At 74.1% G+C, this 24,758-nt stretch carries 21 protein-coding genes; 12 read left to right on the top strand and 9 right to left on the bottom strand.

Going from position 1 to position 24,758, the window contains the following annotated elements:
• Positions 1 to 22 precede the first annotated feature (22 nt).
• On the top strand, positions 23 to 1,258 hold the full coding sequence (locus AB0E88_RS20980) for a DUF4032 domain-containing protein (RefSeq protein ID WP_361632454.1): 1,236 nt from the start codon (positions 23 to 25) through the stop codon (positions 1,256 to 1,258).
• Positions 1,259 to 1,328: 70 nt separating this feature from the next.
• On the opposite strand, the gene AB0E88_RS20975 is transcribed toward AB0E88_RS20980, so the two are convergent.
• Positions 1,329 to 2,204, bottom strand: coding sequence for a universal stress protein (locus AB0E88_RS20975; RefSeq protein ID WP_361632452.1), 876 nt, complete (start codon positions 2,202 to 2,204; stop codon positions 1,329 to 1,331).
• A gap of 74 nt (positions 2,205 to 2,278) precedes the next feature.
• Here AB0E88_RS20975 and AB0E88_RS20970 point away from each other — a divergent pair, with 74 nt between their 5' ends.
• The 7 genes from AB0E88_RS20970 (at position 2,279) to AB0E88_RS20940 (ending at position 12,961) form a co-directional block, all read left to right on the top strand.
• Positions 2,279 to 2,632: a VOC family protein gene (locus AB0E88_RS20970; RefSeq protein WP_361632450.1), complete on the top strand. Its 354-nt coding sequence runs from the start codon at positions 2,279 to 2,281 to the stop codon at positions 2,630 to 2,632.
• 111 nt (positions 2,633 to 2,743) lie between these two features.
• The gene (locus AB0E88_RS20965) at positions 2,744 to 4,420 is read left to right on the top strand and encodes an FAD-dependent oxidoreductase (RefSeq protein ID WP_361632448.1); all 1,677 of its coding nucleotides are present in this window, start codon (positions 2,744 to 2,746) and stop codon (positions 4,418 to 4,420) included.
• Complete coding sequence (locus tag AB0E88_RS20960) at positions 4,417 to 5,877, top strand: ATP-binding protein (RefSeq protein ID WP_361632446.1); 1,461 nt, start codon at positions 4,417 to 4,419, stop codon at positions 5,875 to 5,877. Before AB0E88_RS20965 ends, AB0E88_RS20960 begins: the two co-directional genes overlap by 4 nt.
• Positions 5,874 to 6,224 carry a UBP-type zinc finger domain-containing protein gene (locus tag AB0E88_RS20955; RefSeq protein WP_361632444.1) on the top strand — a complete coding sequence of 117 codons (351 nt, stop codon included), beginning with the start codon at positions 5,874 to 5,876 and terminating at the stop codon, positions 6,222 to 6,224. Before AB0E88_RS20960 ends, AB0E88_RS20955 begins: the two co-directional genes overlap by 4 nt.
• 456 nt (positions 6,225 to 6,680) lie before the next feature.
• Positions 6,681 to 9,638 carry an AAA family ATPase gene (locus AB0E88_RS20950; RefSeq protein WP_361632442.1) on the top strand — a complete coding sequence of 986 codons (2,958 nt, stop codon included), beginning with the start codon at positions 6,681 to 6,683 and terminating at the stop codon, positions 9,636 to 9,638.
• A gap of 251 nt (positions 9,639 to 9,889) precedes the next feature.
• On the top strand, positions 9,890 to 11,125 hold the full coding sequence (locus AB0E88_RS20945; RefSeq protein WP_361632440.1) for a serine hydrolase domain-containing protein: 1,236 nt from the start codon (positions 9,890 to 9,892) through the stop codon (positions 11,123 to 11,125).
• Positions 11,126 to 11,410: 285 nt separating this feature from the next.
• Positions 11,411 to 12,961, top strand: coding sequence for a serine/threonine-protein kinase (locus tag AB0E88_RS20940; protein ID WP_361632438.1), 1,551 nt, complete (start codon positions 11,411 to 11,413; stop codon positions 12,959 to 12,961).
• Here AB0E88_RS20940 and AB0E88_RS20935 read toward each other — a convergent pair.
• On the bottom strand, positions 12,953 to 14,392 hold the full coding sequence (locus AB0E88_RS20935) for a serine hydrolase (protein WP_361632436.1): 1,440 nt from the start codon (positions 14,390 to 14,392) through the stop codon (positions 12,953 to 12,955). The genes AB0E88_RS20940 and AB0E88_RS20935 overlap by 9 nt on opposite strands.
• Before the next feature lie 98 nt (positions 14,393 to 14,490).
• Here AB0E88_RS20935 and AB0E88_RS20930 point away from each other — a divergent pair, with 98 nt between their 5' ends.
• The 4 genes from AB0E88_RS20930 (at position 14,491) to AB0E88_RS20915 (ending at position 17,979) form a co-directional block, all read left to right on the top strand.
• Positions 14,491 to 15,462, top strand: coding sequence for an LLM class F420-dependent oxidoreductase (locus AB0E88_RS20930; protein ID WP_361632434.1), 972 nt, complete (start codon positions 14,491 to 14,493; stop codon positions 15,460 to 15,462).
• 294 nt (positions 15,463 to 15,756) lie between these two features.
• Positions 15,757 to 16,746 carry a hypothetical protein gene (locus AB0E88_RS20925; RefSeq protein WP_361632625.1) on the top strand — a complete coding sequence of 330 codons (990 nt, stop codon included), beginning with the start codon at positions 15,757 to 15,759 and terminating at the stop codon, positions 16,744 to 16,746.
• 66 nt (positions 16,747 to 16,812) lie between these two features.
• Positions 16,813 to 17,238, top strand: coding sequence for an SsgA family sporulation/cell division regulator (locus AB0E88_RS20920; protein ID WP_361632432.1), 426 nt, complete (start codon positions 16,813 to 16,815; stop codon positions 17,236 to 17,238).
• Positions 17,239 to 17,322: 84 nt separating this feature from the next.
• On the top strand, positions 17,323 to 17,979 hold the full coding sequence (locus AB0E88_RS20915; protein WP_361632430.1) for a DUF2238 domain-containing protein: 657 nt from the start codon (positions 17,323 to 17,325) through the stop codon (positions 17,977 to 17,979).
• On the opposite strand, the gene AB0E88_RS20910 is transcribed toward AB0E88_RS20915, so the two are convergent.
• From AB0E88_RS20910 to AB0E88_RS20880, 7 genes are all read right to left on the bottom strand, one after another.
• Positions 17,971 to 18,471: a DUF6328 family protein gene (locus AB0E88_RS20910; RefSeq protein ID WP_361632428.1), complete on the bottom strand. Its 501-nt coding sequence runs from the start codon at positions 18,469 to 18,471 to the stop codon at positions 17,971 to 17,973. The two genes, AB0E88_RS20915 and AB0E88_RS20910, sit on opposite strands and share 9 nt — an antisense overlap.
• A gap of 84 nt (positions 18,472 to 18,555) precedes the next feature.
• Positions 18,556 to 19,539: an aldo/keto reductase gene (locus tag AB0E88_RS20905; protein ID WP_361632426.1), complete on the bottom strand. Its 984-nt coding sequence runs from the start codon at positions 19,537 to 19,539 to the stop codon at positions 18,556 to 18,558.
• A gap of 12 nt (positions 19,540 to 19,551) precedes the next feature.
• Positions 19,552 to 20,199 (bottom strand): TetR family transcriptional regulator, encoded by a 648-nt coding sequence (locus AB0E88_RS20900; RefSeq protein ID WP_361632424.1) that lies wholly within the window; start codon positions 20,197 to 20,199, stop codon positions 19,552 to 19,554.
• Positions 20,200 to 20,204: 5 nt separating this feature from the next.
• Positions 20,205 to 21,677 (bottom strand): MFS transporter, encoded by a 1,473-nt coding sequence (locus AB0E88_RS20895; RefSeq protein ID WP_361632422.1) that lies wholly within the window; start codon positions 21,675 to 21,677, stop codon positions 20,205 to 20,207.
• 137 nt (positions 21,678 to 21,814) lie between these two features.
• A complete protein-coding gene (locus tag AB0E88_RS20890; protein WP_361632420.1) occupies positions 21,815 to 23,041 on the bottom strand; it encodes an FAD-dependent monooxygenase in 1,227 nt (408 codons plus the stop codon).
• Between the two features lie 117 nt (positions 23,042 to 23,158).
• Positions 23,159 to 23,869 (bottom strand): ribonuclease H, encoded by a 711-nt coding sequence (locus AB0E88_RS20885; protein ID WP_361632418.1) that lies wholly within the window; start codon positions 23,867 to 23,869, stop codon positions 23,159 to 23,161.
• A gap of 30 nt (positions 23,870 to 23,899) precedes the next feature.
• The gene (locus tag AB0E88_RS20880; protein ID WP_361632416.1) at positions 23,900 to 24,658 is read right to left on the bottom strand and encodes a VOC family protein; all 759 of its coding nucleotides are present in this window, start codon (positions 24,656 to 24,658) and stop codon (positions 23,900 to 23,902) included.
• Positions 24,659 to 24,758 lie beyond the last annotated feature (100 nt).

Here is a 24,758-nt window from a genome sequence, read left to right as displayed (position 1 = left end):
CGCCTCCGCTTAGGCTCTGCCCATGGCTTTGCAGATCAGCGCCACCAACCCCGAGCATCCCGCGCTCCTGCTCGAACTGCCGTGGCAGCTGCCCCTGGAGGAGTGGCCCGAGGAGTTCCTCGTGCCGCTCCCCCGCGGCATCTCCCGGCACGTCGTGCGCTATGCCCGGGCCGGCGACGAGGTCATCGCCGTCAAGGAGCTGGCCGAGCGGCCCGCGCTGCGCGAGTACGAGCTGCTGCGCGACCTGGACCGGCTCGCCATTCCCGCCGTGGACGCGCTGGGCGTGGTGACCGGGCGCACCGACGCCTCGGGCGCACCGCTCGAACCGGTGCTGATCACGCGCCACCTGCGCGGCTCCCTGCCGTACCGGTCGATGTTCGAGACGACGATGCGGCCGGCGACCATGCACCGCCTGATGGACGCCCTCGCGGTGCTGCTGGTGCGGCTGCACCTGGCCGGGTTCGCGTGGGGCGACTGCTCGCTGTCCAACACGCTCTTCCGGCGGGACGCGGGCGCGTACGCCGCCTATCTGGTGGACGCCGAGACCGGCGAGCTGCACCCGCGGCTGAGCCCCGGCCAGCGCGACTACGACCTCGATCTGGCCCGGGTCAACATCAGCGGCGAGCTGCTCGACCTGGAGGCGTCCGGGGCGCTCCACCCGTCCGTGGACCCGGTCGAGTTCGGCACCGAGATCTGCGCCCGCTACGGGGAGCTGTGGCAGGAGCTGACCCGCACGTCGGTGTACCCGGCGGGCAAGTACCACTACATCGAGCGCCGCATCCGCCGGCTCAACGACCTCGGTTTCGACGTGGCCGAGATGCAGATCGAGCACAACCCGCACGGCGACTCCGTCACGTTCGTGCCGAAGGTCGTGGACGCGGGCCACCACCAGCGGCAGTTGCTGCGGCTCACCGGCCTGGACGCCGAGGAGAACCAGGCGCGGCGGCTGCTGAACGATCTCGAGAGCTGGATGGCCACCCAGGACGACCACACCCCGGGCGACCCGCTCTCCACCCGCCCGGAGGTGCTCGCGCACCGCTGGGTGCGGGACGTGTTCCGGCCCACCGTGCGGGCCGTACCGCCGCAACTGCGCGGCACCATGGACCCGGCGGAGATCTACCACGAGCTGCTGGAGCACCGCTGGTACCTGTCCGAGCGGGCCCAGCACGACATCGGTCTGGACACCGCCGTCCAGGACTACATCGACAAGATCCTGCCCAAGGCGCGCGAGACCCTCGAGCCCACGCTGCCCGAGTGACGCCTCACGCGTGCGGGACCGCTGCCTGAGTGACGCCTCACGCGTGCGGGACCGCTGCCTCGGTGACGCCTCACGCGTGCGGGACCACGGCCACCGGGCAGCCGGCGTGGTGCAGCACGCCGTGGGCGACGGAGCCGATGCGGGCGCCGACCGCCGTGCGGTGGGCCCGCCGTCCGACCACCAGCAGCTGCGCGTGCTCGTCCGCCACCGACAGCAGCACCTGGCCGGCGCTGCCGATCTCCACGTGTTCGACGACCGGCACGTCCGGGAAGCGCTCGCGCCAAGGCTCCAGCGCGTCCGTGAGGGCCTTGCGCTCGAACGGCTCCAGACCACCCGCGTCGTCCGCCAGCTTCAGCGAGCCGGGGCTGTAGGCGAACACCGGCGGCAGCGTCCACGCCCGTACCGCGCGCACGGTGGCGCCGCGCGCGGCGGCCGTCTCGAAGGCGAACCGCAGCACGTCGGCGCTGTCCTCCGGCTCGCCGTGCTGGCCGACGACGACGTCCCGCCCCGCCGCCTCGGCGCTCGCCTCGTCACCGGCGCGCACCAGCACCACGGGCCGTGCGGCCTCGGCGATCACCTGCTGGCCGACCGAGCCGAGCAGGAAGCCCATCAGCCGGCCGTGCCCGCGCGAGCCCAGCACCAGCAGCTCGGAGGCGGCGGCCGCCTCCAGCAGGGCCGGTACCGCCGCGCCCTCCAGCACGTCGCTGGTCACCGCGAGGCCCGGGTGCCGCTCGGCGACCTCGCGGACCGCGCCCTCCAGCGCCTGCACCGCCCAGCCCTGCTGCGCCTCGTAGCCGGCCGCCTCGGACGGCACGGCCGGCTGGAACTCCCAGGCGTGCACCACGCGCAGCGGCAGTGAGCGGCGCACGGCCTCCCGGGCCGCCCAGTCGAGCGCGGAGCGGCTCTCGTCCGTCGCGTCGACCCCTGCCGTGATCGGGCCCGTCATCCGGCCGCCTCCTCGTGTCGGAATCCGCGGGTGTCTCCCCCGGTCTCCCCAGTCTTCCTCACTACGCTGCCGGCATGACCTTGGAGTGGGAGCAGGTGATCGTGGACGCGGCCGATGCCGCGGCCCTGGGCCGCTGGTGGGCCGAGGCCCTCGGCTGGACGGTCGTCGGCGACGACCCCGACGAGTTCGAGATCCGTGCGGCGCCCGACCGGTTGCCGGGGCTGCTCTTCGTGCCCGTGCCGGAGGCCAAGACCGTCAAGAACCGTCTCCATCTCGACTTCCGCCCCGGCGACCAGCGCGCGGAGGTGGAGCGCCTGCTCGCGATGGGCGCACGCCGCGCCGACGTCGGGCAGGGCGAGCAGCCGTGGGTGGTGCTGGCCGATCCGGAGGGCAACGAGTTCTGCGTGCTCGGCGAGCGCCGCCCCTGAGCCCGGGGCGCATACCCGAGCGGGCCGGGCGGATCGAACATACGATGGGCCACGGACCGGCGCGTCACAAGGGCGGGCCGGGCCGGTGACCGACCTCGGGGTGGGAGTCGTATGGCACAGGCCGCCGATGCTGCGCGGACCGTCATCCTGACCGTGGACGACGACCCGGGGGTCTCCCGCGCCGTCGCCCGCGATCTGCGGCGGCGCTACGGCGAGTCGTACCGGATCGTGCGCGCGGAGTCCGGCGAGTCCGCGCTGGAGGCGCTGCGGGAGCTGAAGCTGCGCGGCGACCTGGTCGCGGTGATCCTGGCCGACTTCCGTATGCCGCAGATGAACGGCATCGAGTTCCTCGAACGCGCCATGGACGTCTACCCGGGCGCCCGGCGGGTGCTGCTGACCGCGTACGCGGACACCAACGCGGCGATCGACGCGATCAACGTCGTCGACCTGGACCACTATCTGCTCAAGCCGTGGGACCCGCCGGAGGAGAAGCTCTACCCGGTCCTGGACGACCTGCTCCAGGCGTGGAAGGGCAGCGACTTCAAGCCGGTGCCCAGCACCAAGGTGGTCGGTCACCGGTTCTCGGCGCACTCCTCGGAGGTGCGCGAGTTCCTGGCCCGCAACCAGGTGCCCTACCGCTGGTACTCCTCCGACGAGCCGGAGGGGCAGCGGCTCCTCGCGGCGGCCGGTGCCGACGGGCGGCGGCTGCCGCTGGTGGTCACACCGGACGGCGAGCCGCTGATCGAGCCGGACCCGCCCGAGCTGGCCGCCCGCGTCGGCCTCGCCACGACACCGACGGCCGACTTCTACGACCTCGTCGTGATCGGCGGCGGCCCGGCCGGGCTCGGCGCCGCCGTGTACGGGGCCTCCGAGGGACTGCGCACGGTGCTCGTGGAGCGGTCGGCGACCGGTGGACAGGCCGGCCAGAGCTCCCGGATCGAGAACTACCTCGGCTTCCCGGACGGCGTCTCCGGCGCCCAGCTCACCGACCGGGCCCGGCGGCAGGCCGCCAAGTTCGGCGCGGAGATCCTCACCGCGCGGGAGGTCACGGGTCTCGAGGTGAGCGGCGCGGCGCGGGTCGTGCGGTTCGCCGACGGGTCGGCGGTCGCCGCGCACAGCGTGATCCTCGCGACCGGCGTGCAGTACCGGCAGCTGCCCGCACCCGGCGCCGACGACCTCACCGGCTGCGGCGTCTTCTACGGCTCGGCGCTCACCGAGGCGTCCTCCTGCCAGGGCCACGACGTGTACATCGTCGGCGGCGCCAACTCGGCGGGGCAGGCGGCGATGTACCTGGCGCGGGGCGCGAAGCGGGTGACGCTGCTGGTGCGCGGTCCGTCGCTGTCGGCGTCGATGTCGCACTACCTGATCCAGCAGATCGAGGAGGCGCCCAACATCGTGGTGCGCCCCCGCACCGTCGTCGAGGCCGCGCACGGCGAGGGGCGGCTGGAGCGGCTCACCCTGCGGGACGTCGACACCGGGGAGCGCGAGGAGGTCGACGCGGGCTGGCTGTTCGTGTTCATCGGCGCCGCCCCGCTGACCGACTGGCTGGACGGGACGGTGCTGCGCGACGAGCGCGGGTTCATCCTGGCCGGCCCCGACCTCACCCCCGACGGGCGGCCGCCGGCGGGCTGGGAGCTGGACCGGCCGCCGTACCACCTGGAGACCAATGTGCCGGGCGTGTTCGTCGCGGGCGACGCGCGCGCGGAGTCCGCGAAGCGGGTCGCGTCCGCCGTCGGAGAGGGAGCCATGGCCGTGATGCTCGTCCACCGCTACCTGGAGCAGTCGTGAGCGGGCGGCCGGTGCCGTGCAGCCCGGCGGAGATCGGCTCGCTGTTCCTGTTCGAGAAGCTCTCCCCCGAGCAGCTGGGCCGGCTGTGCAGCGAGGGCCGGGTGGAGCTGTTCGACCCCGGCCCGGTGTACGCCGAGGGGGACCCCGCGACCTGCTTCTTCGTGATGGTCGAGGGCACGGTGGTGCTGTCGCGCCGGGTCGGCGCCGAGGACGTGGAGGTGACGCGGACCTCGCAGCCCGGGGTGTACGCGGGCGCCATGCAGGCCTACCTGGGTGACCGGGTGCAGCAGGTCTACAACAACTCCATGCGGGTGACCGAGCCGACGCGGTTCTTCGTGCTGCCGGCCGACACGTTCGCGAGTGTCATGCAGGAGTGGTTCCCGATGGCGGTCCACCTCCTGGAGGGCCTGTTCTTCGGGTCGAAGGCCACACAGCGCACCATCGGGCAGCGGGAGCGGCTGCTGGCGCTCGGCTCGCTGTCCGCGGGGCTCACCCATGAGCTGAACAACCCGGCGGCCGCCGCGGTGCGGGCCACCGCGACCCTGCGCGAGCGGGTCGCGAAGATGCGGCACAAGCTCGCCGTGATCTCCTCGGGGCCCTATCCGCGCGAGGTCCTCGCGGGTCTGATCGAGATCCAGGAGCGCACCGCGGAACGCGTCGGCAAGGCGCCCGCGCTCAGCCCGCTGGAGGCCGCCGACCGGGAGGACGCGCTCAGCGACTGGCTCGACGACCACGACATCCCGGACGGCTGGCGCGTCGCGCCGACGTTCGTGCAGGCCGGGCTCGACGTCGACTGGCTGGAGCAGGTCGCTGCCGCCGTCGAGCCGGACGTCCTTCCCGGCGCGATCGGCTGGCTGAACTACACCGTCGAGACCGAGCTGCTGATGGACGAGATCGAGGACTCGACCACCCGTATCTCGCACCTCGTCGACGCGGCCAAGCAGTACTCGCAGCTGGACCGCGCGCCCTATCAGGTCGCCGACGTGCACGAGCTGCTGGACAGCACGCTGCTGATGCTGTCGGGCAAGATCGGCGACGGGATCAAGGTCGTCAAGGACTACGACCGTACGCTGCCGAGGATCCCCGCCTACCCGGCGGAGCTGAACCAGGTGTGGACGAACCTGATCGACAACGCCGTCGCCGCGATCCACGACACCGGCGCCGAGGGCACGCTGACCGTGCGGACGGCGAGGGAGAACGACCGGCTGCTGGTGGAGTTCCGCGACACCGGTCCGGGCGTGCCGCCGGAGATCCGGGACCGCATCTTCGACCCCTTCTTCACCACCAAGCCGGTCGGCGAGGGCACCGGTCTTGGTCTGGACATCTCCTGGCGGATCGTGGTCAACAAGCACCACGGCGGCATCGAGGTGGACTCCGAGCCCGGTGACACCCGGTTCCGGGTGCTGCTGCCGCTCACCGCGGCGGAACCCGACACCCCACCCGAGGAGGCGGAATGACCCAGGCCGACGGCATCGACCCGACCGCGGCGCCGAGCGGCACCGGCTGTGCGGAGTGCGAGGCCGCGGGCGGCTGGTGGTTCCACCTGCGGCGCTGTGCGCAGTGCGGGCACATCGGCTGCTGCGACTCCTCCCCCGCCCGGCACGCCACCGCGCACTTCCGCGCGACGGGACATCCGGTGGTGCAGAGCTACGAGCCGGGCGAGGAGTGGTTCTGGAACTACGCCACCGATGAGCTGTACGACAGCGGCCCCGCCCTCGCTCCCCCGCACAGCCACCCCGAGAACCAGCCCGCCCCGGGACCGGCGGGCCGGGTACCGGCAGACTGGGCCCGGACACTGCGGTGACCTCTGGTCGGGGGGCGTGGACGGCGCGGTGACCTCCGGTCGGGGACGTGGACGCCGGTGACGTGCGGTCGGGGACGTGGACGCCGGTGACCTGCGGTCCGGGGCGTCGGCGCGGCGCTGACCTCCCTCCGGGGGCGCGCACGTGCCGCCCCAGACCCCCCGCCCCGCACAACGCACACGCCACCCCACTCCCCCGCCCGGCACGGCGCACACGCCACCGCAGACCCCCCCGCCCCGCCCGACACGACGCACACGCCACCCCGGGCCCCACCCCACCTGCACGGCGCAGTCGCTGACGGACGCGTCTCCAGCTCGGCGCAGACGCCACCCCTGCGCCCCGCCCGCAGGGCGCAGACGCTGCGGTCGGGTGCCCTTCGCGCGACGCGGTCGCTGCCGGGCGGTGCCGGGGCGCCCGGTGGGGGCCGGGTTGTCACTGGTGCGTGCCAGGATTGGTCCGTGTCGCAGACCGATTTCACCTCGCCGCTCGTCGGCCGGGACCGGGAACTGACCCGGCTCCTCGGCGCCTTGGAGCGCGCCCGCGCCGGTGAGGCGCGGGCGGTGGTGGTGGCCGGGGACGCCGGGGTGGGCAAGACCCGGCTCCTGGACGAGGTCGCCGGGCACGCGGCCGGGCAGGGCATGCGCGTGCTCACCGGGCACTGTGTGGACCTCGGCGACGTCGGCCTGCCGTATCTGCCGTTCACGGAGATCCTGGGCCGGATCGCCGGGGACGAGCGGCTGGCCCCGCATCTGGCCGCGCACGCCGCGGTGGAGCGGCTGCGCGGCGGCGGCGAGGCGCGCGGGGGCGACCCCGGGCGGGACGCGGACGCCCGGCTGCGGCTGTTCGAGGGCATGGCCGCGCTGCTCGCCCGGCTCGCCGAGGACACCCCGCTGCTGCTCGTCCTGGAGGATCTGCACTGGGCCGACCAGTCCTCCCGGGACCTGCTGCGGTTCCTGCTGACCCGCGGCGCGCTGGGCGCACCGGGACCCCGGCTGGCGGTCCTCGCCTCCTACCGCTCCGACGACCTGCACCGGCGCCATCCGCTGCGGCCGCTGCTGGCGGAGCTGGTGCGGCTGCCGGCGGTGGAGCGGCTGGAGCTGCGGCCCATGCCGGACGCCGAGATGACCCGGCTGCTGCGGACGCTGCGCGGCGGACCGCTGCCGGACGGCACGATGCGCACGATCGTGGAGCGCGCCGAGGGCAACGCCTTCTACGCGCAGGAGCTGCTCGCCGCCACCGGTACGCAGGCGCAGGGCGTGCCGAGCGCCCTCGCGGACGTGCTGCTGATCCGGGTGGAGCAGCTGCCGGAGACCGCGCAGCAGGTCCTGCGCACCGCCGCCGTCGCCGGACGCCGGGTGGAGCACGACCTGCTGCGGGAGGCGGTCGGGCTGTCCGAGGACACGCTGGAGGCGGCGCTGCGCGAGGCCGTCGGCCGCCAGCTGCTGGTCCCCGGCGACGGGGAGACGTACACCTTCCGGCACGCGCTGATCCGTGAGGCGGTCTACGCCGACCTGCTGCCCGGTGAACGGGCGCGCCTGCACGGCACGTTCGCGCGGCTGCTGGCGGGGCGCGGCGGCTCGGGCGAGAGTGCGGCGGAGCGCGCCCACCACTGGCGCGAGAGCCACCATCTGCCCGAGGCGCTCGCCGCCTCGCTGGAGGCCGCCGACCACGCCCGGCGCGTCGGTGCGCCGGCGGAGGAGCTGCGGCATCTGGAGACGGCCCTCGACCTGTGGTCCGCGGTGGACGGCGCCGCCCGGCCGGCCGGTGAGGGCAGCGACCGGATCACGCTGACGCTGCGCGCCTCGGCGGCGGCCGTGCACGCGGGCGAGGCGCACCGCGCGGTCGCGCTGACCCGGGCGGCGCTCGCCGGGATCGGGCAGGACGCGGACTCGGAGCTGGCTGCCCGGGTGCGCTACACGCTCGCCGGGAACCTGCTGACGGTCGACAATCTCACCGCCGCCTTCGCCTACAGCAGCGAGGCGCTCGCGCTGATCCCCGAGGAGCCGCCGACGCGTACGTGGGTGTGGGCGGCGGCGACCCATGTGATGGCGGCCCGTGAGGTCGGCGAGACGACGGCCGCGTCGCGGGTGGCGCGGCGGGCGCTGTCCGCGGCGGAGCAGCTGGGGGTGGCGGACGCGCAGGCCGATCTGCTGATCTCGCTGGTGGGTCTGGAGGGCGGTGCGCGGCGTACGGCCGAGGGACGCGAACGGCTGGTACGGGCCCGGGAGCTGGCCCGGGGCGCGGGCAACGCCCCGGTGGAGATGCGGGCGTTGTTCCATCTCGCGGTCGGCTGCTTCGAGGCGGGCGCCTTCGAGGAGAGCGTGCCGTGGGCGGCGGAGGGGCTGGCACGCGCTCGCGACGCCGGGCTGCTGTCGTCGCCGTATCCGCTGGAGATGCAGTATCTGCAGCAGCTGGTGCTGTACACGCTGGGCCGCTGGGACGAGTGCCTGCGGGCGGCGGCGGAGGCCGAGGCGGTGCCGTCGGCGGGCGGTTACACGGCGGGGCCGGCGCTGTACGTGGCGCTGGCGCGCGGTGACGCGGGGGCCGCCGGGCGGGCGCGGGCGCTGCTCAAGGGTCCGTTCGACTGGATGGCCACGCTGGTCGCGGGGATCGTGCTGACCGACGAGGCGGCGTGGCGGGGCGATGCCGAGGCGGCGGTGGAGCAGGCGCGCGCCACGGTGTCGGCGCTCTCCGACGAGGCGGGCGCCCTCCCGGATGTGGCGGTGCGGCTGCTCGCGCTGGCGCTGTCCGCGGTCGCCGACAAGGCCGCCGCGCTGCGGTCGGCCGGTGACGGCGCGGGGGCGCGGCGGTGGGCGGAAGTGGCGAGCGAGCTGGTGGAGCCGGCGCGGCGGGTGGCCGGACACAGCGAGGCGGGGCCGCCGCAGGGGCCGGAAGGCCAGGCGTGGCTGGCGCGCGCCGAGGCCGAGTGGACCCGGGCGGTCGTCGGACCGGACGCGGCGGCCTGGGAGAAGGCGGTGGCCGCGTTCGGCTACGGCGAGGTGTACGAGCAGGCGCGGTGCCGGTTGCGGTGGGCTGAGGCGCTGCTCGCGGAGGACCGGCGCGCGGAGGCCGCGGTGCAGGCCGGCGAGGTGCGGGAGACGGCCGTACGGCTGGGGGCCGCGCCGCTGCTGGAGCGGGTCGACACGTTGATCCGGCGTGGCCGGCTGGGCGACACGCCGAGCGCCGAAGGGCCGTCCGGGCTCTCGCCGCTGACGGCGCGTGAGCGGGAGGTGCTGCGGCTGCTCGCTCTCGGCCGCAGCAACCGCCAGATCGGTGAGGAGCTGTTCATCACCGGCAAGACGGCGAGCGTGCACGTCTCCAACATCCTGGCCAAGCTGGGTGCGGCGAGCCGTACGGAGGCGGTGGCGATCGCCTACCGCGACGGGCTGCTGGCGCCCGAGCCGCGCACGCCCTGACCGTCCTCAGGCGCCTGTTCTGCTGACGCGGTCGCCGTCGTCAGCTCCGTCAGCCGTCCCGTCCATGAGCCGCCGTCCTCAGGCCCGTGACCCGCTGCCGTCACCTCCAGGACCCACCACCGGACGTGCGCCCGGATTGTCGCTTTTCTTGATTTTCGCCGCGATACTGTGCGCGGCCACGCCGTCCCGTTTCCGACGGACGGTCAGTTGTGGCCCCAGCACAGCGACGTGACGGAAACGAGAGGCCTCGGATGATCCCAGCAGCACTGCGCAGAGGTACGGCACTGGGGGCGGTCGTGCTGTCCCTGCTGACCGTCCCGGCACACGCCGCCACCGCGCGCCCCGCGCATCCCGCCGCACCGGCGGCCGCCCTGCCGCGGCCCGACCTCGCCGGGCTGCGCGAGGTCCTGCGCACCGCCGGGCGGCAGGGCGCTCCGGGCGCGACGGCCCGGATCGACGACGGCGGCTCGGTGCTGACCGCGTCCGTGGGCGTGGCCGACCGGGCCACCAAGCGGGCCCTCGCGGACACCGACCGCTTCCGCGTCGGCAGCATCACCAAGACCTTCACGGCCGTGGTCCTGCTGCAACTGGCCGACGAGGGCAAGCTGAACCTGGACGCGTCCGTCGACCACTACCTGCCGGGGCTGCTGCCCGACCGCCGGATCACCGTCCGGCACGTCCTCAGCCACCGCAGCGGTCTGTACGACTACACCAACGACATGTTCGCGCGGACGGTGCCCGGCTTCGAGGCCGTGCGCACCAAGGTGTTCACCTACCGCCAGCTGGTGGAGCGCTCGCTGCGGCACGCCCCGACCGGCAGGCCCGGGGGCGCCTACGCGTACTCCAACACCAACTTCGTGGTGGCCGGGATGCTGGTGGAGAAGCTCACCGGCCGCCCCGTGGCCACCGCCTACCAGGACCGCATCTTCACACCGCTGAAGCTGCGCGACACGTTCTACGTGCACCCCGGCACCGCGCTGCCCGGCCGGTACGCCCGCGGCTACCTCACCCCGGACGCGCCGGGTACCGCACTGGTCGACGCCACCCGGCAGACCGTGTCGTGGGCGCAGAGCGCGGGTGCGATCATCTCCAGCACCCGGGACCTGAACACCTTCTACTCGGCGCTGCTGCGCGGCAGGCTGACCTCCGTCGCGCAACTGCGGCAGATGCGCAGCTGGGTGCCGGCCGGCACCGGGCAGGCGTACGGCCTCGGGCTGCGCCGCCGCGACCTGTCCTGCGGGGTGTCGGTGTACGGGCACACGGGGGCCGTGCAGGGCTACTACAGCTACGCGTTCACCTCCGCGGACGGTCGGCGCAGTCTCGCCGCGCTGGCCGACACCTCCAACAACGCGGCCGTGCACACGACGATGCTGCGCACGCTGGAGTCGGCCTTCTGCGGCGCCCCGGCGAAGAGCCGGCGGCAGGCCGCGGTGGCGGAACGGCCGGAGGACGCCGCCTCGGGCGCGGGTCCGGCCGCTCGCCGATGAGGCGCAGGCCGGTTCTCCCGACGTCCGGAGCAACCCCCTCGGGTGATCCGGCGTCTTGAAGGGCAGCACCATACGCCGCCCCGGCCCACTCCCCCCTGGGTCGGGGCGGACCCCTGCGTCCCGCCCCTCCGGGCGCGCCGGAGCCTGCCGCACCCGCGGGATCACCTCGGTCGCCCCGTCGCACCCCGGCTTTTGAACGAAGGACAGGAATGCGGGCCGCGTTGAACGGACCTCGCCCCGGTCGCCGTACCTCAGGGAAACGGGTGAACCGGGGTGCAGCGAGGGATGACCATGGGCACAGCGGACAGCTCCACGCAGGCGTTGGTCGCCGGACGGTACCGGCTCCTGGACGTCGTCCACGAGGAGACCAACCGGGTCTGCTGGTACGGCGAGGACCTGGCCGCCGGACAGCCGCGCCTGCTCACCCGGACCGGGCTGCCGGACACCGGCAGCGAGGCCGGCGAGCGGGAGCAGGCGCGCCGGACCACCGGCCGCGTCGTGCGCATGGCCGAGACGATGAGCCGGCTGTGCCCCGGCCGTGTCCCGGTGGTCGTCGACGCCGTGTACGAGGCGGGAGACCTGTGGACGGTGACGGAGTGGACCGCGGGCACGCCGCTGGGCGAACTCCTCGCCCAGGACGGGCCGTTGCACCCGGTGCGGGCCGCACGCATCGCCCTGGAGCTGCTGGACGTGCTGGAGGCCGCGCACGGGGAGGGCGTCACCCATGGTGAGCTGAGCCCCGGCCAGGTCCTCGTGCGCGAGCACGCGCCCGTCGCGGTCACCGGCTTCGGGCTGGCCGGCGCGACCCTGGCTCCGCGGGTCGCGGCACCGTCGTACGCCTCGCCGGAACAGGCGCGCGACGAGCGGATCTCACCGGCCGCCGATCTGTGGGCGCTCGGTGCGCTGCTGTACACCATGGTCGAGGGCCGGCCGCCGTTCCGGGAGCGCGAGCGGCCGGAGGCCACACTGAGGGCCGTGGACCGGCTGCCGCTGCGCACCCCCGTGCGCTGCGGGCCGCTGGCGCGCGTGGTGCAGGGGCTGCTGCGCAAGAACTCCCGGGAACGCCTGTCGCGTGCGGTCGTCCGCGAGGCGCTCACCCGCGTGCTGCACGAGGATCCGGACGCGATCGCCCCGAGTGTGCCCGCGCCCCGGCTGCGCCTGGCCTACGCCGCCTGGCACGCCGGCCCGCCCTCGTGGCGGCGGTACGTCGTGGTGGGGGCCGCGGTCGCGGTCGTCGCCCTGGCCGCCCTGGCGCTCGCCCTGCGGCGGGGGCCGGGCTCCCCGGACGCCGCACCGCCACCGCTCCCCTCCGCCGCGGCGAGCGCGACGGTCACGGTTCCCCGGCCGTCCGGCACCCCGGCGCCGGGGCTGCCGTCCGGCTACCGGCTGTACCGGGCGCCGGAGGGGTTCTCGGTGGCGCTGCCGGCCGGCTGGGGGCGGCTGCGCACCTCGCGGGGGCAGGACCGGGCGTACCGGGTCGTGTTCGGCGTGACCGGCGATCCGCGTACGCTCGCCGTGACCTACAGCGAGCGCGTCGGCGCGGACCCGGTCGCCGTCTGGCGGGACGACGTGGAGCCCGGGCTGCGGGCCACGGGCGGCTACCGGCGGATCGGGCCGATCCGCGCGACGACGTACCAGGGCCGCCGGGCGGCCGACATGGAGTGGCTGGTGACGGACGGCGGGACGCGGGTGCGCACCTTCGGCCGGGGTGTCCTGCTGGGCGGCGGCCGGGGCTTCTCGCTGCGCCTGACCGCCCCCGCGGCCGACTGGGACGAGACCGGCCTGCGTCAGGCGCAGGAGGTCGTCCTGCGCACGTTCCGTCCCGCCTCAGAATGACGCGCCGGGTGCGCGCATCCTGCGCAGCGGCACGCCGGGCACCAGGGGCGTCGTGTGCCAGCGGGCGGTGAACGTCCGCTCCGGGAGCGAACAGGTCAGGCGCAACGAGTGCGGGGTCTCCAGGAAGGCCACGTCCACGGCCAGGGTGCCGGCGTCCGTCCAGCCGCCGCTGACGGCGGTCGGCAGCGGCTCCTCGGCGACCGCCCACCCGCCGTCACCGAGGCGCAGCGGCAGTCCCCGGCCGTCCTCGGTGAGCGTGAGCGTCCAGCCGTCCTCCTCGGCGGTCACCGACACGGACGTGAGGCCGGGCTGGTCCGCGCAGCGGCCGCCCTGCGGGGCGAACACGGCGCCCGCCCAGGTGTCCGCGCGCTCCGGCGGCGCGGGTTTGCCGGGTGCCGCGGGCAGCGCCAGGTGTGCGAGCCGCTCGCGCAGGGCCGCGTCGGCTCCGTCCCGGTCCTTCAGCGGTCCGGGGCGGAACGCGGGCAGCAGATGGCTCCAGACCAGGTCGAGCACCGTCTGCATGCTTGCGCTCTCCGACGTCAGGGCGACCACGGCGTCCTGCTCCGGCAGCACCAGGCAGAACTGGCCGTAGGCCCCGTCCCCGCGGTAGCCGTGCCGGGACATCCAGAACTGCAGGCCGTAACCGAGGTCCCAGTCGCCGCCGGACAGGGCGCCGGCGGTCGCGATGTGCGGGCGGGTGGCCTCGGCGACCCACGCCTCGGACAGCAGCTGCCTTCCCTCCCACCGGCCGCGGTCGAGGTACAGCTGCCCGAGGCGCGCGACGGCGTCGCAGGTGGCGTGCAGACCGCTGAAGCCCACCTCGCGTCCGGCCCGGTCGCGCTGCCAGACCACGTCGCCGATGCCGAGCGGGTCGAACAGCCGCGGGCGCAGGTAGTCGGTGAGCAGCCGGCCCGTCACCCGCTGCACGAGGGCGGCGAGCGTGTAGGTGGCCGGCTGGTTGTAGGCGAACACGGTGCCCGGGTCGCGTTCCGGCGGCAGCAGGAGGAAGCCGTGGACCAGGTCGTCCGGGTCCAGGGTGCGGGCCCGGTCCAGGGTCTCGGCGACATGTCCGCTGGCCATCGACGCCACGTGCCGCACCAGCATGCCGCGGACGCGTGGATCGGTGACCTCGTCAGCGAACTCGGGGAAGTACGCGAGCACCGGGTCGTCCAGCCGCAGCAGCCCGTCGGCGGCGGCGAGAGCGGCGGCCGTGGCGGTGAAGCTCTTGCTGAGCGAGTACAACAGGTGCCGGCGGTCCTGGGTGTACGGCGCCCACGACCCGGAGGCGACGAGGCGGCCGTGGCGCAGGATCAGCAGGCTGTGCGGCGCGATGCCCGGCGCGGCGTCGAGGGCGTCGAGGAAGGCCTCGACGCCGGCGGCGTCGACACCCTGGGCGGCGGGAGCGGACGAAGGCAGCGGACGCGCGATCATGAGAGGCATCCTGCCTCCGTGTACGCCGAACGGTCGAGAGGGCCTCCGCGTGAGGGGTGCCTCGTTTTCACCGCCCGTCTGCCGGGGACTCGTGACGCATGGTGCAAATCGGATACACGATGATGACCGAGCAGGCCGGCCCCCGTGAGCTGGTCGACCACGTGGTGCGCGCCGAGAAGGCGGGCTTCGACTTCTCCGTGACGTCCGACCACTACTTTCCCTGGCTGCGGTCGCAGGGGCACTCGCCGTACGCGTGGAGCGTGCTGGGCGCCGCCGCGCAGGCGACCGAGCGCATTCCGCTCATGACGTACGTGACCTGCCCGACCTTCCGCTACCACCCGGCGGTCGTGGCGCAGAAGGCCGCCACCCTGCAGTTGCTCTCCGAGGGCCGGTTCCGGCTGGGGCTGGGCTCCGGGGAGAACCTCAACGAGCATGTCGTGGGCGGCGGGTGGCCCTCCGTGGACGTCCGGCACGAGATGCTCGAGGAGGCAGTGGAGATCATCCGCGCGCTGTTCGAGGGCGGCCACGTCAACCACCGGGGCACGCACTTCGACGTGGAGTCGGCGCGGCTGTGGGACCTTCCCGAGGAGCCGCCCGCGATCGGTGTCGCGGTGTCCGGCGAGAGGTCCTGCCGGCTCGCGGGCCGGCTCGGCGACCTGGTCATCGCGACGGAGCCCAAGGCGGGCCTGCTGGAGGCCTTCGACCGGCACGGCGGGCAGGGCAAGCCGCGGGTCGGGCAGCTGCCGGTGTGCTACGACACCGACCGGGACACCGCGATCAAGCGGGCGCACGCGCAGTTCCGCTGGTTCGGCAGCGGCTGGAAGGTGAACTCCGAACTGCCGCACCCGGACTCGTTCGAGGCGGCGACGCAGTTCGTCACGCCGGACGACGTGGCCGAGTCGATCCCGTGCGGCGACGATCCGGAGGCCTTCGTGGAGGCCGTACGGCCCTATGCCGAGGCCGGGTTCACCGAGATCGCGCTCGTGCAGATCGGCGGTGACGCGCAGGTGCCGTTCCTGGACTGGTCGGAGAAGACGCTGCTGCCCGCGCTGCGGGACGCGTTCGCCTGAGCCGGTGCGGCCGTGGCACCGCATGGGGTACACGTGCGTACAAGCTCGGCCAATGGGTGGATATAGGCTTCCGCTCTGCCCACCCGTCGGCCCTGCCCCCTCTGGAGTGTCCCGGTGACCCGAGCGATCGCCCCGTCCGAACCGACCGCCGCGCACGAGCCCGCGGCGGTCCCCGCGCCCGCGTCCGAGCCCGAGCCCGCGCCGGCCTTCGAGCCCGCGTCGCCGCCGGTGTCCGAGCCGGTGCCCGCGTCCGGGGCCGCTCCCGCCGCCGCGTCCCCTTCCGCGCCGGGAGCCGTGGACGACCTCGTCGTCCGTGACGCACGGGAGTTCGGGGCGTACGCGCGCACCGGCGGGTGGGCGTTCGCGCTGATGGTGGCGCGCAGTGTGCGCCCGGGCGGGCAGGCCGCCGAGGAGACGCCGAAGGTGAGCGCGAAGGAGTTCGCCGAGCTGGCGGGGTGCTCGGCGGAGCGGGTGCTGCGCTACTACAAGGCCTGGGACCGGGCCGCCGACGACGGCCTGGTGCCGCACTTCGAGGCGCTGCGGCTGGGGCAGGAGGTGGAACTGCCGGACGCCGACGCGTGGCCGGCCTACTACGTCTCGCGCAGCAGCGCCGCCTCCGAGCGGGGCACGGCCATCGCCGAGGTGGCCGCGGCGGAGGGCATCCGGCCGACCAAGGCCCTGGAGGTGGCGGAGAACCCCACCGCGCTGCGCGCCGCGATCCTGGCCGATCCCTCCACCGCCCGGGCGGCACAGCAGGCGCTGCTGGACCGGGTGCGTGAGGACCCGGAGCTGCAGGCCGCGCTGGCCCGCGACGTGGTGCGCACCGATGACCTGAAGAAGGCCGTGGCGTTCGAGAGCCGCTCGGCGGACCGCATCGGCTACGTGCGGCAGATCGCCGAGTCCGGGCAGATCAGGACGCCGGCCGGGCAGACCGTCGAGGCGCCGGTCGACGTGCGCCGCGAGGCCGAACGGCACCTGTCCCTGATCGACGAGCTCGACGACGGCGAGGACAGCGCCGAGTGGGCGTCCGAGGCCTACGACACGATGAAGGGGCTGGTCGCCGAGACCGTGGAGGCCGACCCGGACCTGCGGGTGACGGAGCGGCGGCAGAAGTTCTACAGCAGCCTGCAGCGGGCCACCCGGGTGTTCGAGGAGCTGACCTTCGACGACGCCGAGGACTTCTACGAGGACGACATGCTGACGCGGCTGGAGGAGTTGCAGCAGGCGATCGGCTCCTGTCTGGCGGCACTGCGTGCCAGTCGCGGGAATCACCCGAGTAGCTGAGCATCATCGGCGCCACGGGGGTACCAGGGGCTGGCTCCCGTCCGTTCCTCTCGGAAGGCCCACCTGGTGAACCCCTTCGCTCACACGACGCTCGTGGTGGAGTTGCAGGCGGGCGACACGGAACGCTTCGCCGTGCTCGCCCACCTGAGCTACGACGCCGCCGACCCGTTCGTCGTCACCGCCGTGTTCAGCCACCGGGGCCGGGTGCTGGCCCGCTGGCAGCTGGACCGGGAGATGCTCGGCGAGGGGCTGCGGCGGCCCGTCGGTGTCGGGGACGTGCGCCTGCGCCCCACGGGCGGGGGGCTCTTCGACGAGCTGCGCATGGAGTTCCTCGGCGACGTCCACCCGGACGGGGGGCGCCATCACGCGGTCGTGTTCGCCTGGGCGCCGGCCGTCTCCGCGTTCCTGCGCAGAACCTGGCAGCTGGTGCCGCCCGGCCGGGAGGAGGTCCGGGTCGACGACTTCCTGGCCCAGCTCTCGGTAGGGCCGTGACCGGCCGGGCCTTGAGTACGCGTACTCATGTCGCGGCGGCTCGTCCGCGGCCACGATGGGGGCTCCCCGCACGAGGAGCCCGTCATGCTGAGGAAACGTCCCGCCCCTCCCGCGTCGCCGCCGCGCCGGATCCCGCCGGTGCTGCTCGCCGGCGTGGTGGTCGCGGGGCTCGTGGTGTCCGGGTGGGCGCCGTACGACCGTACGACGTGGCTGCTGGAGACGGTGTGGGCGCTCGCCGGGCTGCCGCTGACCGTGCTGGTGTGGCGCCGCTTCCCGCTCACGGACCTGCTGTGCTGTCTGCTGGCCGCGCACGCGCTGGTGCTCGCGCTCGGCGGCCACTACACCTACGCCCAGGTGCCGCCGGGCGACTGGGTGCGGGACGCGCTCGGGCTGTCCCGTAATCCCTACGACCGGTTCGGGCACCTGATGCAGGGGTTCGTGCCGGCGGTGCTGGTGCGCGAGCTGCTCAGCCGTACCTCGCCGCTGCGCGGCAGCCGCTGGCTGGCGCCGCTGACGGTGTGCGCGTGCCTCGCGTTCAGCGCGCTCTTCGAGATGTTCGAGTGGATCGCCGCGGTGATCGGCGGGCACGGGGCGGACGCCTTCCTCGCCACGCAGGGCGACGTCTGGGACACCCAGTGGGACATGTTCTGCGCGCTGGTCGGCGCGACCGTCGCCGTGCTGGTGACGGCGCGGGCGCACGACCGGCAGCTGGCGGCGCTGGAGGCCCGGCGCTCACCGTGAGGTGTAGCGGCGGCGGGTCCACAGCGGCAGTACGAACCAGCACAGCACGTACCAGGCGACCACCGCCGAGACCAGGTAGGGCACGTAGCTGTCGTGCGTCGCCACGCGCAGGATCAGCAGCAGCGAGGAGGTCATGGCGGCGAGCAGCAGGAGCAGGCCCACGAACGTCAGCCGGGACGCCCAGCGCACCGCCTGCGGTTTGACCCGGCGGCCCGCGACCAGGCGGTGCAGGGAGACCGGGCCGATCAGCGCGCCCGTCGCGCACGCGCCCAGCACCACGGTGACGATGTAGATGGCCTGATCGGTGCTCTCCAGTTGTGCGTACTTGGGCGTGAACACCACGGTCAGGAGGAAGCCGAAGAGGATCTGCACGCCGGTCTGCGCGACCCGCACCTCCTGGATGAGCTCGACCCACATCCGGTCGGCCCGCTCCTCCTCGGTCTCGTTGCGCCCCCGGCGCCGGACCGGCCCCTCTTCGGCGACCGCCACCATTCCTCCCGCTGAAACCCGAGTGTCGTCTCCGACGCGGGTACCCCGGAAAGCGGTGTTCGTGTCCGGTCCGGCCCGGACGGGCGTCTACCAGCGGTGCTCGACCTGCTCCCGGATGCGCCGGTCGTACAGGTCGCGGATCGCCGTGAGGGTCTGCGGCGGCAGCTCCGGCAGCCGGGCGGCGGCCGCGTTGGCGCGGGCCTGTTCGGGCGAACGGGCGCCGGGAATCACCGTGGTGACGCCCGGCTGCTGGACGATCCAGCGCAGGGCGAGCTGGGCCGGGGTGCAGCCCTCGGGGGCGAGCGCGGCGAACTCGGCGGCGGCCTCCACACCGGTCGCGTAGTCGACGCCGGAGAAGGTCTCGCCCTGATCGAAGGACTCGCCGTGCCGGTTGAACGTGCGGTGGTCGTCGGCCGGGAAGACCGTGTCCTTGGTGTACTTGCCCGACAGCAGACCGGAGGCGAGCGGCACCCGGGCGATGATGCCGACGCCGGCCTCCCGGGCCGCCGGGAGCACCTCGCGCAGGGGTTTCATACGGAACGGGTTCAGGATGATCTGCACGCTCGCCACGTTCGGCCGGGCGATCGCGGTCAGCGCCTCGGCGCAGGTCTCCACGCTGACGCCGTACGCGGCGACGCGCTCCTCCTCGACCAGGGTGTCGAGGGCGTCGAAGACCTCGTCGGAGGAGTAGACGGGTGTGGGCGGACAGTGCAGCTGCACCAGGTCGATGCGGTCGACGCCGAGGTTGCGGCGGGAACGGTCGTTCCAGGCGCGGAAGTTGTCCAGGACGTAGTTCTGCGGGATCTGCTCGACGCGGCGGCCCATCTTCGTGGCGACCTCCACGTGCAGGTCGGGCCGGCTGCTGAGGAACGTGGCGATGGTGGACTCGCTGCGGCCGTCGCCGTAGACGTCGGCGGTGTCGAAGAAGGTCACACCGGACTCGGCGGCCGCCTCGAGCACCGTCAGGGCTTCCTTGTCGTCGACGTCGCCCCAGTCGGCGCCCAGTTGCCAGGTGCCGAGACCGATGACCGATGCGTGCTGACCGGACCTGGGAAATTCGCGCTCTTCCATGGCGTCAGTGTGTCACCGGGCGGCGGCCGCCGCCGGAACGGGCGGCGTGAGGTGGGCCTGGATCGTCGGGCCGTAGCGGGCGGCCAGGTCGTCGACCGGCAGGGCGCGTACCTCGTCGCCGCGGGCGATGCCGGCCATCACGCCGAGGCCGAGCAGGGCGGCCACGGCGAGTTCGGCGCGCAGGGCGGCGTCGGGGCCGCTCAGCCGCGCCGCGAGCCGCGCGGTGACCTGGCTGCGGAAGTTCGCCCGCAGCACGTCGCCGTGCTCACCGTGCAGCGGGGCGAAGACGATGCGCAGGATCGGGTCGGCGCCCTGCTCGCGCTGGCTGACGACGACGTGCCGCACCATGTGCCGGCCGAGGCCGTCGAGCGGGGCGTCCAGCAGCGCCTCGGCGTCGTCGGCGAAGGACATCACGCGGGCGAAGAGGGCGTCCTTGTTCCCGAAGTACTTCAGGATCAGCGGGGCGCTCACCCCGGCGCGCTCCGCGACCGCCTTCAGCGTGATGTCGGCGTGCGCGTGCCGGGCCAGCAGGTGGCGGGCGGCCTTCAGGATGGCCGCTCTGGTCGCTTCGGCGTCGCGACGGGCCGCGGCCTGGGGCCGGGGCGGGGCGGACGGGGCGGCGGCGGAGTCCGCCGCCGTCGTGCGGGAGGAGGTGCTCACATCTCTCATGTTCCCGCCGGCGTCTGGTCCCGGTCGGGCCGGGTGCCGCCACGGGCGCGGCGGACGGCACCGGCCGCCTCCTCGCCCGGGATGGAGAGGGCCGCCGCGCAGGCCGCGAGGGCGACGGCGCCCGCCATGGCGAAGGCGAGCAGGTAACCGTGCAGGGTCGGCACCGGCGCCCCGGCGACCGGGCTGCTGTGGTGGACGAGGACGGCGGCCACGGCGGCGCTGGAGACGGCCTGGCCGATGGTGCGCATCAGGACGTTGACGCCGTTGGCGGAGGCGGTCTGCCCGGCCGGCACGGCGCGCAGGATCAGCGTCGGCAGCGCCGAGTAGGCGAGCGTGGTGCCGGTGGCGACGACCGTCGCCCCCAGGACGATCATCCACAGGTCCCGGCTGTCGGCGATGCGCACCGCGTAGCCGCAGGCGATGACGGCGGCGCCGAGCGCGAGGGTGACGCGGGGGCCGCGCGCGGCGGAGATGCGGGCCGAGAGGGGCGACAGCAGCAGCATGGTCACACCGCCCGGCAGCAGGCACAGGCCGGTGGCGACGATCGACAGCTGCAGCCCGTATCCGGTGGCCTTGGGCGCCTGCACCAGCTGGGCGGTGACCAGGGAGTTGGCGTAGAAGGCGAAGCCCGTCAGCAGGGCGGCGACATGGGACAGGCCCACGCGCGGGCGCAGGGCGAGCCGCAGGTCGACCAGGGGTCGCGCGCTGCGCAGCTGGTGCCACCACCACAGCGCGAGGACGACGACGGCCGCGGCGAACAGCCCGGTGATCCGCGCGCTGCCCCAGCCCCACTGGCCGCCCTGGGAGACGCCGAGCAGCAGGCAGACCAGGCCGGCGGCCAGCCCGAGCGCGCCGAGGGCGTCGAACCGGCCCGGCTCGCGCACCGGCGACTCCTTCACCGCCCACCACACCGCCGTGACACCGGCCGCGCCGAGGGCGCTGGTCAGCCAGAACATGGTGTGCCAGTCGGCGTACTGGATGACGAGCGCGGCCAGCGGAAGCCCGAGCGCGGCCCCGATGCCGACGGTGGAGCTCATCAGCGCGACCGCGGAGCCGCGGCGCTCGGGCGGCAGTTCGTCGCGCAGGATGCTGATGGACAGCGGGACGACGGAGGCGGCGGCGCCCTGGAAGGCGCGGGCCGTGATCAGCACAGCGATGTCGGAGGACAGCGCGCACATGACCGAGCCGACGGTCATCAGGGCGAGCGCCGCGGTCAGCACGCGTCGCTTGCCGTACATGTCGCCGGCCCGGCCGAGCACCGGGGTGAGGACCGCGCCGGACAGCAGGGTCGCCGTCACCGTCCAGGACACCGCGCCGGCCGAGGCGCCGGTGAGCCGGGGCAGGTCGGGCAGGAGCGGCACGACCACGGTCTGCATGACGGCCATGAGGATGCCGCCGAAGGCGAGCACGGGGATGGTGAGCCGGTCGCGCAGACCGTTCGGCCGGGATATCGGTACGGGCGACGCCATGAGCACTCCAGCGGCCGGGTACGGGCCAGGTAACCAAGAAGGGTGAATTCCCATTCACCATAGCCGGTGAATGGGAATTCACCCCCCTCCTTTTCCCAGGCTTTCCCTTCGCCGCGGCGCCGCCCCGGGGGGGTTCCTCAGTCCGCCGGGCGGCGTGCCGCCAGCTCCCGCGCGTGCACGCTCCGGGCGAGCCTCGGGCCGAGCCAGCGCTTGAGGCGGCGCAGCGCGTCGAGCTGTCCGGCCGCTTTGTCGAGGCGGTAGTAGAGCTGGGGCGGGACGTACGGCAGCAGCGGCGAGTGGCGCTGGCCGAGCAGGGCGAACATCTGCTCCGGCGGCAGCTGGAGATAGCGGGGCAGCTCCTCGTACCAGCGGGCGCTGTAGCGGGCCGCGCTCTGGGCGGGCAGCAGGGCGGTCATCCGCGCGCGTTCGTAGGCGGCGAGCGCCTGCGGCAGGGCCGGGTGCTCACGCAGGGCGCCGGCGAGGGCGATGGCGTCCTCCAGGGCGAGGGTGGTGCCGGCGCCGATGGAGTAGTGGGTGGTGTGCGCGGCGTCGCCGAGCAGGACGAGGTTGCCGCGGTGCCAGGTGCGGTTGGTGAGGGTGCGGAACGTCGTCCAGGGGCTGCCGCCCTCGCCCGCTGGGCGCCCGATGAGCCGGTGGCCGTCCAGGATCTGCGCGAAGAGCTTCTCCAGCAGGGCGAGCCGGTCGGGTTCGCCGCAGCGGTCGAGGCCGAGGCCGGTGAAGGTCTCCGGGGCGCACTCGATGACGCACGTGCTGTGCCCGGGGCCGTAGGGGTAGCCGTAGCACCAGATCCAGCCGTGCGGTGTCTCGACGAAGGCGAAGGTGAAGGAGTCGAAGACGCGGGTGGTGCCGAGCCACACGTAGCGGTTGCGACCCGGAGTGAGGTGTGAGCCGAAGTGGCCGGCGTGACGGGTGCGCAGGACGCTGTGGACGCCGTCGGCCGCCACCACCAGATCGGCGTCGGGCAGGTCGTCGGCGCGGACCTCGGACTCGAACTCCAGTCGAACGCCGAGGTCGCGGGCGCGGCCGGCGAGGATGTGCAGGAGCCGGTGGCGGCCGATGCCGTGGCCCTCGTCGCCGGGTTGCCTGGTCAGCCGGTCGCCGACATGGGCGACGCCCTCGTTCCAGCGCACGGATGCGGCCTCGACCTCGCGCGCGGACTCGGGGTCGTGGACGTGGAGCCGGTCGAGCAGTTTCCGCCAGTACGTCACGCCCCAGCCGTAGGTGGAACCCTCCGGGTTGCGCTCGTGGACGGTGATGTCGTGGGCGGGGTCCTGCCGCTTGAGCAGGATCGACAGATAGAGCCCGGCGGGCCCGCCGCCGATGCAGGCGACCTTCACGCGCACCTCTTGAATTACCCGACGCAGTCGTTCGACAGCGCAGGGTAGCAGTCGGGAAGGTCGCTTTTACGCCGTCCCGCCTGTCCAGTGAGCGTGAGCCCCCGGCCGTCCGGCCTCCGCCCGTCAGCCCGCGGCCGCCTCCCGGCACTCGGGGTGGCCCCAGCCCTGGGCGTTCTTCGCGATCTGCTCGCCGGCCGCGTAGCCGCGTCCGCACGCGCAGCGGCCGGGGAACTTGGCCTTGATCGTGCGCGACGACGAGGAGCCCTTGGCCGTGCGGGCGGGTTTGCCTCCGCCGGTGCGCCGGCGCGGACCGCCTGCGGACGGGGCGTCCGGCGCGGCCGGCGGCTCCGGCGAGCCGAGGGCGCTGCCCGCGGCCTCCTGGACGCTCGCCGCCTGGCTCGCCGCCCGGTCGGCGAAGTCGTTCAGCGGGTCGCCGTCGACCTGGTGGGCGGGCACATAGCGGAACTCGACCTCGCGGCCGGTCAGCAGCTCGTCGATGCGCACGACCAGTTCCTGGTTGGCGACGGGCTTGCCGGCCGAGGTCTTCCAGCCGTTGCGCTTCCAGCCGGGCAGCCAGGTGGTGACGGCCTTCATGGCGTACTGGGAGTCCATGCGGACCTCCAGCGGCACGCCCGGGTCGGTGGCGGCGAGCAGCCGCTCCAGCGCGGTCAGTTCGGCCACGTTGTTGGTGGCCCGCCCGAGCGGCCCCGCTTCCCAGCGGGCCGGGACCTCGGCGTCGTCGGCCACCACCCAGGCCCAGGCCGCCGGTCCGGGGTTCCCCTTCGACGCCCCGTCGCAGGCCGCCACCACTCGTTCACGCATGCGCCCGATCATGCCATGCGCCGGCCCGCGGTCCTCCCGTGGCTAGGTGACGTCCGCGGTCTGCGGCATCTCGCCTGCCGTGGTGGTGATGTCGATCACCGAGAAGGAGGCTCCCTGCGGGTCGCTCAGCGCGGCGAAGCGTCCGAAGGGGCTGTCCATCGGGCCGAAACGCAGCACACCGCCGCGCTTGGTGGCCTTCTCGACGGCCTCGTCGCAGTTGCTCACCGTGAAGTAGACGTTGATGTACGACGGGATCTCGGGCGGGAACTCCTCGCCCATCCTCATCCGGCCGAGCACGGTGTCCTCCCCGACGTCGAACATACGGAAGTCGACCGCGTCGTCCTGCAACTGCTTGGCCCGGTAGGGGAAGACCGCCGTCAGGAACGCGTCGGTCCGGTCCGGGTCCCGGGTGAACACCTCCGCCCAGCAGTAGGCGCCTGGCTGCTGCGGCGCCGCCTCGAAGCCCTCGTGCGTGCCGCCCTGCCACACGCCGAACACGGCGCCGCCGGGCTCGCGCGCGAGGACCATGGTGCCGAAGTCGCCGACCCGCATCGGCTCCATCAGCACCTCGCCGCCGTGCTCACGGACCTTCGCGGCGGTCGCGGCGGCGTCCGGCGAGGCGAGGTACAGGCACCACGCGGACTGGCCTTCCTGCCCCTGCATCGGCGGGACGACCGCGGCGACGGCCTTGCCGTCGGCGTAGGCCTGGGTGTAGTTGCCGTACTCCGACGACGCCTCGCCGAAGGTCCAGCCGAGGACGTCGCCGTAGAAGCTCTTGGCTGCCTCCACGTCGGAGAACATCGCGTACCCGCGACCTGAGCGCCCGCGTCCAGCTGTCGTTCACCATCGGTGACAAGGACTTCGGCCCGGAGGCCGAGCAGGCCGTCATCCGCGGGGTCAA

It is taken from the genome of Streptomyces sp. NPDC028635, assembly GCF_040637635.1.
Taxonomy (GTDB): Bacteria; Actinomycetota; Actinomycetes; order Streptomycetales; family Streptomycetaceae; genus Streptomyces.
The sequence above is the reverse complement of the archived record's forward strand: the minus strand, read 5'-3'. Positions and strand labels throughout refer to the sequence as shown.

What these genes read in the sequence shown, in the direction of transcription:
- AB0E88_RS20980 (WP_361632454.1), top strand. Translation starts at nt 23, where the DNA reads ATGGCTTTGCAGATCAGCGCCACCAACCCCGAGCATCCCGCGCTCCTG.
- AB0E88_RS20975 (WP_361632452.1), bottom strand. Translation starts at nt 2,204, where the DNA reads ATGACGGGCCCGATCACGGCAGGGGTCGACGCGACGGACGAGAGCCGC.
- AB0E88_RS20970 (WP_361632450.1), top strand. Translation starts at nt 2,279, where the DNA reads ATGACCTTGGAGTGGGAGCAGGTGATCGTGGACGCGGCCGATGCCGCG.
- AB0E88_RS20965 (WP_361632448.1), top strand. Translation starts at nt 2,744, where the DNA reads ATGGCACAGGCCGCCGATGCTGCGCGGACCGTCATCCTGACCGTGGAC.
- AB0E88_RS20955 (WP_361632444.1), top strand. Translation starts at nt 5,874, where the DNA reads ATGACCCAGGCCGACGGCATCGACCCGACCGCGGCGCCGAGCGGCACC.
- AB0E88_RS20945 (WP_361632440.1), top strand. Translation starts at nt 9,890, where the DNA reads ATGATCCCAGCAGCACTGCGCAGAGGTACGGCACTGGGGGCGGTCGTG.
- AB0E88_RS20940 (WP_361632438.1), top strand. Translation starts at nt 11,411, where the DNA reads ATGACCATGGGCACAGCGGACAGCTCCACGCAGGCGTTGGTCGCCGGA.
- AB0E88_RS20935 (WP_361632436.1), bottom strand. Translation starts at nt 14,392, where the DNA reads ATGATCGCGCGTCCGCTGCCTTCGTCCGCTCCCGCCGCCCAGGGTGTC.
- AB0E88_RS20930 (WP_361632434.1), top strand. Translation starts at nt 14,491, where the DNA reads ATGGTGCAAATCGGATACACGATGATGACCGAGCAGGCCGGCCCCCGT.
- AB0E88_RS20915 (WP_361632430.1), top strand. Translation starts at nt 17,323, where the DNA reads ATGCTGAGGAAACGTCCCGCCCCTCCCGCGTCGCCGCCGCGCCGGATC.
- AB0E88_RS20910 (WP_361632428.1), bottom strand. Translation starts at nt 18,471, where the DNA reads ATGGTGGCGGTCGCCGAAGAGGGGCCGGTCCGGCGCCGGGGGCGCAAC.
- AB0E88_RS20905 (WP_361632426.1), bottom strand. Translation starts at nt 19,539, where the DNA reads ATGGAAGAGCGCGAATTTCCCAGGTCCGGTCAGCACGCATCGGTCATC.
- AB0E88_RS20895 (WP_361632422.1), bottom strand. Translation starts at nt 21,677, where the DNA reads ATGGCGTCGCCCGTACCGATATCCCGGCCGAACGGTCTGCGCGACCGG.
- AB0E88_RS20885 (WP_361632418.1), bottom strand. Translation starts at nt 23,869, where the DNA reads ATGATCGGGCGCATGCGTGAACGAGTGGTGGCGGCCTGCGACGGGGCG.
- AB0E88_RS20880 (WP_361632416.1), bottom strand. Translation starts at nt 24,658, where the DNA reads ATGTTCTCCGACGTGGAGGCAGCCAAGAGCTTCTACGGCGACGTCCTC.